General features: G+C 68.0%; 11 protein-coding genes and 1 pseudogene. All 12 read left to right on the forward strand.

The window, feature by feature from the left end; genetic code table 11:
• Nucleotides 1-81 precede the first annotated feature (81 nt).
• Nucleotides 82-3,366 carry an Ig-like domain-containing protein gene (locus ASD69_RS21990; RefSeq protein WP_157499202.1) on the forward strand — a complete coding sequence of 1,095 codons (3,285 nt, stop codon included), beginning with the start codon at nucleotides 82-84 and terminating at the stop codon, nucleotides 3,364-3,366.
• Between the two features lie 177 nt (nucleotides 3,367-3,543).
• Nucleotides 3,544-5,295, forward strand: a complete 1,752-nt coding sequence (gene gspE, locus ASD69_RS13970; protein ID WP_082576482.1) for a type II secretion system ATPase GspE — start codon at nucleotides 3,544-3,546, stop codon at nucleotides 5,293-5,295.
• A 41-nt stretch (nucleotides 5,296-5,336) separates the two neighbouring features.
• On the forward strand, nucleotides 5,337-5,801 hold the full coding sequence (locus tag ASD69_RS13975) for a hypothetical protein (protein WP_157499203.1): 465 nt from the start codon (nucleotides 5,337-5,339) through the stop codon (nucleotides 5,799-5,801).
• A 7-nt stretch (nucleotides 5,802-5,808) separates the two neighbouring features.
• Nucleotides 5,809-7,026 carry a type II secretion system F family protein gene (locus ASD69_RS13980; protein ID WP_056179055.1) on the forward strand — a complete coding sequence of 406 codons (1,218 nt, stop codon included), beginning with the start codon at nucleotides 5,809-5,811 and terminating at the stop codon, nucleotides 7,024-7,026.
• 267 nt (nucleotides 7,027-7,293) lie between these two features.
• Entirely contained in the window at nucleotides 7,294-7,725 is a 432-nt protein-coding gene (gene gspG / locus ASD69_RS13985) for a type II secretion system major pseudopilin GspG (RefSeq protein ID WP_056179943.1), read from the forward strand.
• A gap of 100 nt (nucleotides 7,726-7,825) precedes the next feature.
• A pseudogene (locus ASD69_RS13990) lies at nucleotides 7,826-8,266 on the forward strand (GspH/FimT family pseudopilin); the annotation flags it as partial.
• Nucleotides 8,263-8,721 carry a prepilin-type N-terminal cleavage/methylation domain-containing protein gene (locus ASD69_RS13995; RefSeq protein WP_056179061.1) on the forward strand — a complete coding sequence of 153 codons (459 nt, stop codon included), beginning with the start codon at nucleotides 8,263-8,265 and terminating at the stop codon, nucleotides 8,719-8,721. The pseudogene ASD69_RS13990 and the gene ASD69_RS13995, both read left to right, overlap by 4 nt.
• Nucleotides 8,718-9,374 (forward strand): prepilin-type N-terminal cleavage/methylation domain-containing protein, encoded by a 657-nt coding sequence (locus tag ASD69_RS14000; protein ID WP_056179064.1) that lies wholly within the window; start codon nucleotides 8,718-8,720, stop codon nucleotides 9,372-9,374. Before ASD69_RS13995 ends, ASD69_RS14000 begins: the two co-directional genes overlap by 4 nt.
• Nucleotides 9,371-10,285 (forward strand): type II secretion system protein GspK, encoded by a 915-nt coding sequence (locus ASD69_RS14005; RefSeq protein WP_056179067.1) that lies wholly within the window; start codon nucleotides 9,371-9,373, stop codon nucleotides 10,283-10,285. The genes ASD69_RS14000 and ASD69_RS14005 overlap by 4 nt, the downstream gene beginning before the upstream one ends.
• Nucleotides 10,286-10,356: 71 nt before the next feature.
• The gene (locus tag ASD69_RS14010; protein WP_056179070.1) at nucleotides 10,357-11,493 is read left to right on the forward strand and encodes a PilN domain-containing protein; all 1,137 of its coding nucleotides are present in this window, start codon (nucleotides 10,357-10,359) and stop codon (nucleotides 11,491-11,493) included.
• Nucleotides 11,483-12,151, forward strand: a complete 669-nt coding sequence (gene gspM, locus ASD69_RS14015; protein ID WP_235567219.1) for a type II secretion system protein GspM — start codon at nucleotides 11,483-11,485, stop codon at nucleotides 12,149-12,151. The genes ASD69_RS14010 and gspM overlap by 11 nt, the downstream gene beginning before the upstream one ends.
• Entirely contained in the window at nucleotides 12,141-12,965 is an 825-nt protein-coding gene (locus ASD69_RS14020; protein ID WP_056179074.1) for a hypothetical protein, read from the forward strand. The genes gspM and ASD69_RS14020 overlap by 11 nt, the downstream gene beginning before the upstream one ends.
• Nucleotide 12,966: the final 1 nt, after the last annotated feature.

The following is a 12,966-nucleotide window of genomic DNA, read 5'->3' on the forward strand; positions in this document are numbered from 1 at the left end:
AGGGGACTGCGGCCCGCGCATCAGCGCGGATCGCGGCAACGGCATAGGACAGCAGGCCGGATTCGGCCAACAGGTCGGTTTATGTGCAAGACACGCAATGTGATGGCGCCCCAAGAACGGGCGCTGAAGGCGCCGCTGCGGATGGCGATGTGGTTATGGCTGCTGCTGGCGACGTTGTTGCCGGGGCTGGCCGTCGCCGCCGCGGGGCCGACACTGAGTTTCAGCTACCCCGCCGCGCCGGAGATGAATTTCGCCGCGCCGGCCAACGTCAAGGTGTTGCTGAACGCCACCGCGGGCTGTGGCCCGATCAACATCTACGTCACCGGTCCGGGCTTGGATACCTCGATCAGCAACGGCGATACGTTAAGCAATCTGCCGCCGGGCCGCTACTTCATCGATGCCTACTTCGAAATGTGCGACCGGCGTTGGATCGACCCGGTCAGCGCCGGCCGAGCCTTCAACGTGCTTGGCGGTTCGATAACGGCGTCGCCGCAGACCTGCACCATTCCCTGGGGCGGCAACGCCTGCTACACCACGATCAACTGGAGCTCGAACGCGGCCAATGCCGAGGTCTGGTACTCGCTGCCGGACGGCAGCTTCATGACCCGATGGGCCAGTGGCCAGAACGGCTCGGCCAACGGCGGCATAGACAGCCGCGGGCTACGCTTCTACCTGAAGAGCGGCGATCTGACCCTGGCGACGGTCAACGTCAGCGCAGTGCCGACCAACAATGCCGCGCCCTCGGTGGCTCTGACCGCGCCTACGCAGAATCAGGTCTTCCCGGCCGGCAGCGCCATCGCGCTCACCGCGAACGCCAGCGACGCCGACGACGGCGTGCAGCGCGTCGAGTTCCTGGTCGATGGGGTCAAGATGGGCGAGGACACCAGCGCGCCCTACGAACTGCATTGGACCATGCTTGAGGGCGGTCACGCGGTGACCGCACGCGCCTTCGACACGCGCGGCGCGCAGACCACCTCGGCCGCGGTGAACATCATCGGCAACGGCCCGCCATCGGTCGTGCTGACCGGTCCGGCCAACGGCGCCACATCTATCCTGCCCGGCAGCTTCCTGCTGAAGGCCAATGCGAGCGATCCCGACGGCATTGCGCGAGTCGAATTCGTCGCCAACAGCGTCGTGGTGAGCAGCGACACGGTCGCGCCCTATGAGTTCCAGTGGTCCGGCGTGGGCGTCGGAACGCACACGATCCATGCGGTAGCGACCGACGGGCGCGGAAGTCAGAGCGTATCCGCGGTGGCCACCGTTACCGTCACTCAGCCGCCATCCGGGCCGACCGGCGTCGCGCGCCGCTACGTGTACGACACCCATCAGCAGTTGTGCAAGATCATCGAACCCGAAACGGGCGCCACCGTGATGGGCTACGACGCAGCCGGCAACCTGGCCTGGTCGGCTGCCGGTCTCGATCTTCCGGACCAGAACAACTGCAATACCAACGAAGGCTATGCGTCCGGTCGTCGCGTCGATCGCGGCTACGATCAGCGCAACCGTTTGCACACCCTGGCGTTCCCTGACGGCCGTGGCAATCAAACCTGGGTCTATACGCCCGACGGTTTGCCCAAGGAGATCAGCACCAGCAACGACGGCCCGGGTTTGGGTGTCGTGGTCAATACCTACGCCTACAACAAGCACCGCCTGCTGACTGCCGAAACGCAGGCCCTGCCAGGCGACTACACCGGCCTCATCGCCTACGCTTACGACGCCTACGGCAATCGCAGCCAATACACCACGCCGGACGGCCAACCGATCAGCTACGCCAACAACGCGCTGGGCCAGCCGGTCAGCGTGAGCTCGAACTGGGGCAATCACGCCACTGGTATCAGCTACTACCCCAACGGTGCGATCAAGCAGTTCACTTACGGTAATGGCGTCGTCCACACCCTGACCCAGAATGCCCGTCAGCTGCCTAGCTCCAGCGCCGACGCGGGCGTGGCTCGGTTGGACTACACCTACGACCCCAATGGCAACGTCAACGGCATCCTGGATCGGGTGCGCGGCGATACCTACAGCCGTTGGATGACCTACGACTATCGCGACCGTCTGACCGCCGCGGGTTCGTGCAGTTTCCTCGGCGATTGTTGGCATCGTTTCACCTACGACCCGCTCGACAACCTCAAGAGCTGGACCCTGGGCGGCGTCAAGGATCACGCTACCTACTACTACGATGATCGTAACCGCCTGACCAACATCCGAAACAGCGCGGGTGCGGCGGTGCTGGGCCTGGGCTACGACCCGCAGGGCAATCTGGAGAACAAGAACGGCCAGGCCTACCAGTTCGACTACGGCAACCGTCTGCGCACGGTCGTCGGCAAGGAGGCCTACCTATACGACGCGCAGGGCCGGCGCGTAGCTACGACCGGGCGCCCCGACACCACGTACTCGCGATCGTTCTACAACCTCGATGGCCAGATGGTGATGAGCGAAGACCATCACACCGCCGAGGCGCAGAACGACAGCCATCCCGAACTCACCGTTCCTCACGTCTATTTGAACGGCAGTCTGCTGGCGACCATCGAATGGAACCGTGCGACGGGCAACGGTCAGATCAAGTATCACCATACCGACGCGTTGGGCAGCCCGATCGCTGTCACGAATGGCGCTGGTGCGGTGATCGATCGCACCGACTGGGAGCCCTATGGCGCTGCAATCGGCAAGCCGAACTACAACGGCGTGGGCTACACCGGTCATGTGATGGATGGAGCAACCGGTGTCACCTACATGCAGCAGCGGTACTACGACCAAAGCTTAGGGCGATTCCTAAGCGTCGACCCCGTTACTGTCGACAAGGTTGTGGGCTCCAACTTCAATCGCTACTGGTACGGAAACAACAATCCGTACAAGTTCGTCGATCCCGATGGACGGTTCGGCCAAGGGGCGCAGTGTCAGGGAGCAAACTGCGCACCTCAGATGGGAGCCGAGGGATTGTCTAGGGCTTATGACTCGGCGGCGGGAGCGATCAAATCCGTACTGGACGTGGTGGACATACGTGTTGAGTTTATGGCGGCGTACGGCATCGGCGTAGAGGGGTCCATGAGCCTAATGCGTGGTGACGGCGAGATCGGCATGGTGACAGCGGGGTACGGCGTATCGGCCGGCGCCACGCTCCAGCCTAGAGATGGGTTCATCGTGGGAATGGACAACGCCGTGGAGGCGCCCATTACGTTTAGCGGAGAAGCAAGCGTGGGTGCTGGCCTTTATGGAAGTCTTGAGGGTAGCGTCAATCCAGGGGGCTCTGCGGAGTTGGTACCAAAGCTCGGCGTCGGTGTTGGTGAGTCGTTCAAGACGTCTCCCAGCGTTATGTTCCTGAAGTGGGGCGAGCTCGCGACGGATGAGAAGGCACCCTCTGATTGAATGGTTGCATGCAGGAGATGGGAGCTTCATTGGACCCCGTGTTTTCAATCTTGGCTGTATATCGGGAGCTGGCACCCTGTCGTGGTTGTAACTCCGGCCTGGGAAGACTTAGTGGCCGAAACTGCTAAAGTCCGGGTTCACGCGCAGGAGGGTGACGTGAACGCAGTAGCCACCAATATGGGATCGCCCGGGGCTCCGGAACCCGGGCTGTCCGCCGCCGAGGCCGGGGCCGGAGGCCCACAGGCCGCCGTGGACGCGGCCATCGTCGAGGCCCTGCTGGCCAAGGGCCGGCTCAAGGAGCCGGACCTGGCGCGCGCGCGCCGGCTGCAGGAGGAAACCGGCGGTAGCCTGCTGGCGCTGCTGGCCCGGCTGGGCCTGGTGTCCGAGCGCGACCACGCCGAAACCGTGGCCGCGGTGCTGGACCTGCCCCTGGTCAGCATCAAGGACGCACCGGAATTACCTCCGGAAGGCGTCGCCCTGACACTCAAATTCATGAAGCAGTTCGCGGTTTGCCCGGTCCGCGAGACCGAGCAGGCCGTTGAGGTGCTGATGGCCGACCCGCAGGATGTCTACACGCTGGACGCGCTGCGCCTGGCGACCCAGCGCGACATCCGGCCTTACGTGGCGCTGCGCTCGGAGATCGGCGACGTGATCGAGCGCTGGCACGGCCAGGGCCGCAGCGCGATGGGCGCGATCGTGGAGACCGCCGAGGGCGAGGGCTCGGGCGATCTGGACGACGTCGAGCACCTGCGCGACCTCGCTTCCGAGGCGCCGGTGATCCGGCTGGTGAACCTGGTGATCCAGCGCGCGGTCGAGCTGCGCGCGTCGGACATCCATATCGAACCGTTCGAGAACCGCCTGAAAGTGCGCTACCGCGTCGACGGCGTGCTGGCCGAGGGCGAGAGCCCGCCGGCCAATCTGACCGCGGCGGTGATCAGCCGCATCAAGATCATGGCCAAGCTCAACATCGCCGAGCGCCGCCTGCCGCAGGACGGCCGCATCATGCTGCGCGTGCAGGGCAAGGAGCTGGACCTGCGCGTGAGCACGGTGCCGACCGCGCACGGCGAGTCGGTGGTGATGCGACTGCTGGACCGCGAGACGGTGGTGTTCGACTTCTACAAGCTCGGCTTCACCGACGAGTTCCTGCCGCAGTTCCAGAAGGTGCTGGACCAGCCGCATGGCATCTTGCTGGTGACCGGCCCGACCGGCTCGGGCAAGACCACCACGCTGTACACCGCGCTGAGCAAGCTCAACACCAGCGACGTCAAGATCATCACCGTCGAGGACCCGGTCGAGTACCAGATCGAGGGCATCAACCAGATCCAGGCCAAGCCGCAGATCGGCCTGGATTTCTCGCATGCGCTGCGCTCGATCGTGCGCCAGGACCCGGACATCATCATGATCGGCGAAATGCGCGATCTGGAGACCGCGCGCATAGCGATCCAGTCCGCGCTGACCGGCCACCTGGTGCTGAGCACGCTGCACACCAACAACGCGGCCGGCGGCGTCACCCGCTTGCTCGACATGGGCGTCGAGGACTACCTGCTGACCTCGACCATCAACGGCATCCTGGCCCAGCGCCTGGTGCGCCGCCTGGAGCCGACCCACGCCGAGAAGTATCCCGCCTCGCCGGAGGAGATCGAGAAGTTCCATCTGCGCCGCTACCAGCCGCAGGGCGAGATCTTCCTGTATCGCCCGCGCGGGTCGGCGCTGGCGCCGACCGGTTACCACGGCCGCACCACGATCATGGAATTCCTGGTCATGAACGACGAGCTGCGGCGTGCGGTGATGCGCCATGCGGGCATGGGCGAGATCGAGCAGATCGCGCGCGACGCCGGCATGCGCACCATGTACGAGGACGGCATCGTCAAGGCCCTGGCCGGGCACACCACGATCGAAGAAGTACTGCGCGTGACCGAGGACGCGTGATCGCGTCGGGGCCGCGCGCCACCACCATAGGGGCAGGGCGTATGAGTAACGCAACGGTAAGGATATCGGGCCTGTGTGTGCTGGCGGCCGCGCTGGCCATGGCCGGCGTCGTGCATGCGGCGGGCAAGGCGCCCGCCAAGTCGCTGAGCAAGGACGCGCTGCCGGCCGGCTTCGCGGTCGGCAAGGGCCAGCCGCCGTTGACCCTGAAGGTGGACGTGGCCGACGGCAAGGCCAGCAGCACGGTGGTCAGCGACGCGGCCCAGGCCAACGTCACCGCCAGCGGCGGCGCCGACGGCGGCGAGACCATGCTGACGATCCGTCACGACCTGGCGGTCGCGATCAAATTCGATCTCTACATCTCCTCCGACGGCGAGCGCTTCGAGTACACCAGTTCCTGCGCGGTGACGCCGGGAATTTCCAGTTTCGAGATGTGGTCGCGCCCGATCCGCGCCTTCGCGCTGGGCAACCCGCGCGTGGTGCCGGCCGACCGCATGGCCTGCGACTGAGCCGCCGATGGCCCTGTACCACTACAAAGCCCTCAACGCCCGCGGCGAAATGCTGGACGGCCAGATGGAGGCGGTCAGCAACGCCGAGGTCGTGCAGCGCCTGCAGGAGCAGGGTCATCTGCCGGTCGAGGCCAAGCTGGCCAGCGAGGCCAGCGGCGCTTCGGTATGGAAGGGCCTGTTCAAGCCCAAGCCGTTCGCGGGCGCGCGCCTGGTCCAGTTCACCCAGCAGTTGGCGACCCTGCTGGGCGCCGGCCAGCCGCTGGATCGCGCGCTGACCATCCTGCTGGAACTGCCCGAGGACGAGGCGGCCAAGCGCACCGTCACCGACGTGCGCGACGCGGTGCGCGGCGGCGCTTCGCTGTCCACCGCGCTGGAGCGCCAGCACGGCACCTTCTCGCGCCTGTACATCAACATGGTGCGCGCCGGCGAAGCCGGCGGCAGCATGCACGAGACCCTGGCGCGCCTGGCCGACTATCTGGAGCGCAGCCGCGCGCTGCAGGGGCGCGTGATCAACGCCCTGATCTACCCGGCGATCCTGGTGGTGATGGTCGGCGCCAGCCTGCTGTTCCTGCTGGGTTACGTGGTGCCGCAGTTCGCGGTCATGTACGAGAGCCTGGACGCGCCGTTGCCGTTCTTCACCAAGATCGTGCTCAGCATCGGTCTGTTCGTGCGCGACTGGTGGTTCCTGCTGGTGGCCACGCCGGCGGTGGCGTTCTGGTGGTTCGACCGCAAGCGTCGCGACCCGGTGTTCCGCGAGGCGCTGGACGGCTGGCTGCTTAAGCGCAAGTTCGCCGGGGCGCTGGTCGCCAAGATCGAAACTGCACGTTTGGCGCGCACTTTGGGCACGCTGGTGCGCAACGGCGTGCCGCTGATGACCGCGCTGGGCATCGGCCGCAACGTGATGGACAACCGGGTGTTGGCCGCCGATGTCGAGGCCGCGGCCGAAGAGGTCAAGAACGGCGTCGCCCTGTCGACCGCGCTGGGCAAGGGCAAGCGCTTCCCGCGCCTGGCCCTGCAGATGATCCAGGTCGGCGAGGAGTCGGGCGCGCTGGACACCATGCTGGTCAAGACCGCCGAGACCTTCGAGCACGAAACCAGCCTGGCCCTGGACCGCATGCTGGCGGCGATGGTGCCGGTGATCACCGTGGTCCTGGCCGGCGTGGTCGGCACGGTGGTGCTGGCCGTTTTGACGCCGCTGTACGATCTGACCAATGCGATCGGCTGAGCGCGGGGCGGCAAAACTGCGACACGGTTCCCTGTTCAGGCTGGCGCCCGGCGGTCCGGATCGGCGCGCTTCCGCCGTTTTGAACGCAAGCTGTACCGCTTCCCGCGCGCTTGCACCGGCGTCGGGATCGCGGCACAGAATCGAGCTGGACCACGCCGCTCCGGAACCGTTCCGGCACGCGGCGGTCGAACCGAGTCGCGGGGGCAGCGGGATCGTCCCTGGCAGGATCGCCTCTTCTGTGTACCCAACCACTTACGGATGAACGAAATGCGAAATCCCCGTTCCCTGCGCCGCCCGTCCGCCGCCCTGCAGCGCGGCATGAGCCTGATCGAAATCATCATCGTGATCGTGCTGATCGGCGCGGTGATGACGGTGGTCGGGACCAAGGTATTCGGCGCCAACGACAACGCCAAGTTCAAGCTCGCCAAGACCCAGGTGCAGACCCTGGCCGGCAAGATCGAGTCCTTCCAGATGGACACCGGCCGCCTGCCGGGCTCGCTGGACGAGCTGGTCAAGGCGCCCTCGGACGCCAGCGGCTGGCTCGGCCCTTACGTCAAGGACACCGACCTCAAGGATCCGTGGGGCCACCCGATCGAGTACCGCTCGCCCGGCGAAGGCCGCGATTTCGACGTGGTGATCCTGGGCAAGGACGGCAAGCCCGGCGGCACCAGCGTCGACGGCGACGTCAAGTACGAGTAAGCCGCGCATGAGGCAGTCGCGGCAACGCCCTTGCGCTCCCGTAAGGGGCCACCGGGGCTATGCCGCGGCGCGGGCGGCTGTCGCCTCGCCTCGCCTCGTACGCGGTTTCACGTTATTGGAAATGCTGTTGGTGATCGCGCTGATCGCGGCGATCGGTTTGCTGGCCGCGTTCGCGTTCACCGGCGGCATCGCCGGCATGCAGCTGCGCAGCAACGCCAAGGAACTCGCCGCGCAACTGCGTTACACCCGCACCCAGGCGATCGCCACCGGCCAGAAACAGACTTTCACCATCGATCCGGGCGCGCATACCTGGAGCGGCGCGAACGGGCGCGCGGGCGAGATTCCGAAGTCCTTGAAACTGTCCTTCGTCGGCGCGCGTCAGACCCAGCCCGCCGAAGGCCAGGGCGCGATCGTGTTCTTCAACGACGGCGCCTCCACCGGCGGGCGCATCCAGCTCAGCGCCAAGCGCGCGGGCTGGAACATCGATGTAGCCTGGCTCACCGGCGAAGTGCGACTCAAACGCGTGGAGGCGCGCCGATGAGCGCGTCGCCGCGTCGGTCCGGCTGGCGCGCGCCGCGCGCGGCCCGTGGTTACACCCTGATCGAAGTCATCATCGCGTTCGCGCTGCTGGCGCTGGCGATGACCCTGCTGCTGGGCACGCTGTCGGGCTCGGCGCGGCAGGTGCGCTGGGCCGGCGACGCCGGGCGCGCGAGCTTGTACGCGCAGTCGCTGCTGGACCAGGTCGGTGTGGCCGAGCCGCTCACGCCGGGCCAGCAAAGCGGCGATTTCGAGGAAGGCCGCTACCGTTGGACCCTGGGCGTGGCGCCATGGCGCGACCGCGCCGTGGCCGCGGTCGCGCAGCCGGTCGACGTGAACGGTCCGCAGTTGTTCGAAATCACCCTGGCGGTGGAGTGGGGCGACGGTGGGCCCGCGCAGCGCTTCCAGTTGCGTAGTCTGCGCAGCGCCTTGCCGGGCACCGAGGCGGTGCTGCCATGATGCGCGCGCGTCGCGCCGCCGCCGGCTTCACCCTGATCGAGATCCTGCTCGCGACCGTGCTGTTGGCCGCGGGCGTGGCCCTGGCTTTCGCGACGCTGTCGGCCGCCACCCAGACCGCGACGCGCGGCGAGGCCATGGCCCAGCGCAACGAGCGCCAGCGCGCGGTCGAAGGTTTTCTGCGCAAGCGTCTGATCGCGACCCGCCCGATCGCGTTCGGCTTCGACCAGGCCAGCGCACTGCCGCAGCGCTTTATCGGCGAGCCCGACCGTCTGCGCTTCGTCGCCGACCTGCCGGACTACCTCGGCCGCGGCGGTCCCTACCTGCACGATTTCGCGATCGAATCCGACGGCGACCAGGCGCGCATCATGCTGTCGCTGTCGATGGTGCTGGCCGGCCAGACCATCGAGGAGGAACAGGAGCGTCCGCCGGAACTTTTGGTCGAAGGCCTGAAGTCGGCGCGCTTCCGCTACCGCGCCCTGGACGAGACCGGCAAGCTCGGCGACTGGCAGGAGCGTTGGCAGGCGGTGGAGCAACTGCCGCTGATGGTCGAAGTCACCCTGACCGATATCGACGGCCGCGAGTGGCCGCCGCTGGTGGTATCGCTGCCGCTGGCCGCCAGCGTCGCGCGCGGCGTCGTGCCGGGGACGATATGAGCGCGCCCGGCATCCGCGCCCACCGTCACGCTCGCGGCGCCGCGCTGCTGCTGGTGCTGTGGCTGATCGCGATGCTGACCGCCTTGATCGGCGCGTTCGCGCTGTCGGCGCGGGTCGAGAATCTACAGGGCCGCGTCCTGATGCGCGGTTTGGTCGCGCAAAACGCAGCGCGTGCAGGCATGGAATTTGCGCTGACCCGGGTCGGCCAGACCGATCCGCGTCTGCAATGGCGGCCGGACGGCACGGCCTATCGCTGGTCGTATGGCGGCGCCGAAGTGGAAGTGAAGCTGATCGACGAGAACGGCAAGGTCGATCTCAACCAGGCCGATCCGGCCCTGCTGACCGCGCTGATCCAGGGCGTCGGCGGCATCGAACAACAGGCCGACGCGGCGCGTCTGGCCTCGGCGATCGCCGATTGGCGCGATCCCGATCCGCTGACCCAGATCGCCGGCGGCGCCGAGGATCCGGACTACGCCTCCGCGGGCCTACCCTACGGCGCCAAGGACGCGGAGTTCGAAAGTGTGGCCGAGGTCGAGCAGATCCTGGGCTTTACGCCCGCGCTGTATGCCAAGCTCGAGCCCTACCTGACCGTCTACAGTGGCCGCGCCCAGCCCGATCCCGCGTTCGCTGCGGCACCGGTGCTGGATGCGATGGGGCTGAACGGTGCCGATGTGGTGGCCCAGCGTGGCCGTCGCAACCCCGATGGCACACCGATGCCGGGTGGGGGGGCGCCAGGGCAATTGCCCGGTCTCGTCGGCGAAGGCAGTGGCACCTATAGTATCGACAGCCGCGCGCGGCTCTCCGATGGCCGCGAGTCGGTGTTGCGAGTAGTCGTGCGCGCGGGAGGCGGTGCCGTGCCAGGCATGGCCTATACACCGTTGCGTTGGGAGGAGGGAGCTTCGCCACGATGAATTCGCAAGTGGAAAGCCGGCCGGGAAGCTGGCAGACGGACAATCCGTTACGACGTCTGGGCAGCCGCGTGATGCCGGGCGCGGGCGGCTTCCTGTCGTGGTGGGGGCGCAATCTCGCGGCCTGGCTGCCGCTGCGCGCGCGCCAGGCCCTGGGCATGGACCGCGGCCGCTTGCTGCTGCAGGTGCAGGGCGATGCCGTGTCGCTGCGGCTGCAGCGCGGCGCCGAACTGCGCGAACTGGGCGTGCTGCCCGGGCTGGCGGGCTACGCCGACCCCGCCGCCGCCGAACTGGCCGCGCTTGCCGGACCGAACGCGGTGGTCGCCCACACCAGCGATCCGCTGGCGCCGCTGCTGCCGTCCGGTCTGGCGGATCTGCCGCGCTGGCTGCTGCTGCCGGCCGCGAGCAGCCTGCGCCGTCGCCTGGCCTTGCCGGCCGCCGCGGCCGAGCGCCTGCGCGACGTGGTCGGTTTCGAGATCGACCGCCAAACCCCCTTCACCGCCGACGCGGTCGCGTTCGACGCGCGCGTGCTCGCGCGCCGCGATGCCGACGGCCAGCTCGACGCCGAACTGGTGGCGGTGCCGCGCCAGGCCCTGACCCCGCAACTGGCGGCGATCGGTCCGCTCGCCGACAGCCTGGCCGGTGTCGACGTCGCCGGCGCCGACGGCATGCCGCTGGCCGTGAACCTGTTGCCGCCCGCGCAGCGCCGCAGCCACAGCGATCCGTTCCGGCTGTGGAACCTGGCCCTGGCCGCGGTCGCGCTGGTCGCGATCGCCGCGACCATGTGGCAGTTGCTGGCCAACCGCCGCAGCGCCGCCGACGCCCTGGAGCAGACCATCGCCAGCCACGCCGTCGCCGCGCGCAACGCCGCCGCGCAGCGCCAGGAACTGATCGGACTGATCGAAGGCCAGGCCTTCCTCGACCGCACCCGCGCCGAGCGTCCGAGCACGATCGAACTGATCGACGAACTCAGCAAGCGCCTGCCCGACAGCACCTACCTGGAAAAACTCGCGATCGAGGACAACAGCCTGCTGCTGATCGGCCTCAGCCGCGAAGCTTCTTCCTTGATCGCGCGCCTGCAGGGCACCCAGCTGTGGCGCTCGCCGGCCTTGACCGGCGCGGTCCAGCCCGACCCGACCAGCGGCCGCGACCGTTTCACCCTGACCGCCGAGATCGGTCCGCCGCGAGCGGAGGCCGCCCGTGGCCAATGAGCTGAAGATCGGCGGCATCGAACGCGACCGCTGGGCGGCGCTGGGCCTGCTGTTGGCCGCGCTCGCGCTGGCCTACGCGGTGCTGGTGCACCCGTGGTGGACAGTGCCGATGCTGGAAGCCAACGAACGCCTGGAAAACCTGAAGGAGCGCGAGCTGCGCCAGCGCATGCAGTTGCAGCAGGCGCCGCAGGTGCAGCAGCGTTTGCAGCAAGTGCGCCAGCAACAGGCCGGGCTGCCGGGCTTCCTGCCCGAGGCCTCGGCCGAACTGGCCAGCGCGTCCCTGGTGCAGCGCCTGGAGAACGTAGTCGCCCAGGCCAGCCCGGGCAACCGCAGCTGCCGCATCGACAACCGCTCGCCGCTGGCCGACAACAGTCGCCGCGACAAATACGCGCGCGTGGTCGTGCAGGTGCGCCTGCGTTGCGGCACCGGCGAGACCGCGGCCGTGCTGCATTCGCTGGAGACCGGTTCGCCGCGTTTGTTCGTGGGCAATCTCAATCTGCTGTCGGCGCGCGGCTATTTCGTGCCCGGCACCGGCCGGCCCTCGTCCGACGGCGGCATCGACGTGAGCTTCGACCTCTACGGCTATCTGCGCCCCGGCCCCGCGGCCGCGACGCCCGCGCCCAAGGCCAACATTCCGGGGGCCGCCGATGCGTCTTGACGCCGCCAGCCCCCGTACCTGGTTGCTGGCCACAGTGGCCGGCTGGGCCGTGCTGGCCTGGCTGCTGGCCCTGGCCGGCATGGGGCGCCAGACCCGGCTGTTGGACGACGATGCCAGCCTGGTTCAGGCGCTGCCGCAGTCGCGCGCGCCGGCCAAGCCGCGTATCGGTCCGCTCACCCAGTACGGCGAAATCGCCGCGCGTCCGCTGTTGATGGACGATCGCCGGCCGCGCGCGTTCTTCGTCCAGGGCAAGGGCGACGAGACCGCGCAGGCCAACACCTTCGACTACGTGCTGACCAGCGTGCTGATCACGCCGGATTTGAAGATGGCGATCCTGCAGCCGGCCGACGGCAGCGAGTCGGTGCGGGTCAAGTTGGGCGAAGTGCCGGAATCGCATCCGGCCTGGCGCCTGAGCGCGCTGGATCCGCGCAAGGCCGTGTTCGAAGGCCCCGAAGGCCGGCGCGAGATGGATCTGCGCGTGTATGACGGCCAGGGCGGTCAACCGCCGACCGCGGTCGCCGTGCCGGTGCCGCCGCCTAACCAGGCCGGGCCTGGTACGCGCGCGCCGCCGCCGCCGCCGCAACCGCAGCCGCAGCCGCAGCCAGTCGCACGCAGCACCGCCGGGCCGATGCCTTCGACCAACCCGCCTGGACAGGTCGCACCCGTGACCAACAGCAACACCGTCGTCAGCCCTGCCGGTAGCGAACCGATGACCGAGCAGGCGCAGATGGAAGCCATCCGCAAAAGGATAGAGGCGCGTCGCGCCCAATTGCGGCAACAGCAAGCCCAGCAACCCCCGGCCAAGACGCCGTGAG

The organism is Lysobacter sp. Root604 (assembly GCF_001427505.1).
Lineage (GTDB): Bacteria > Pseudomonadota > Gammaproteobacteria > Xanthomonadales > Xanthomonadaceae > Lysobacter.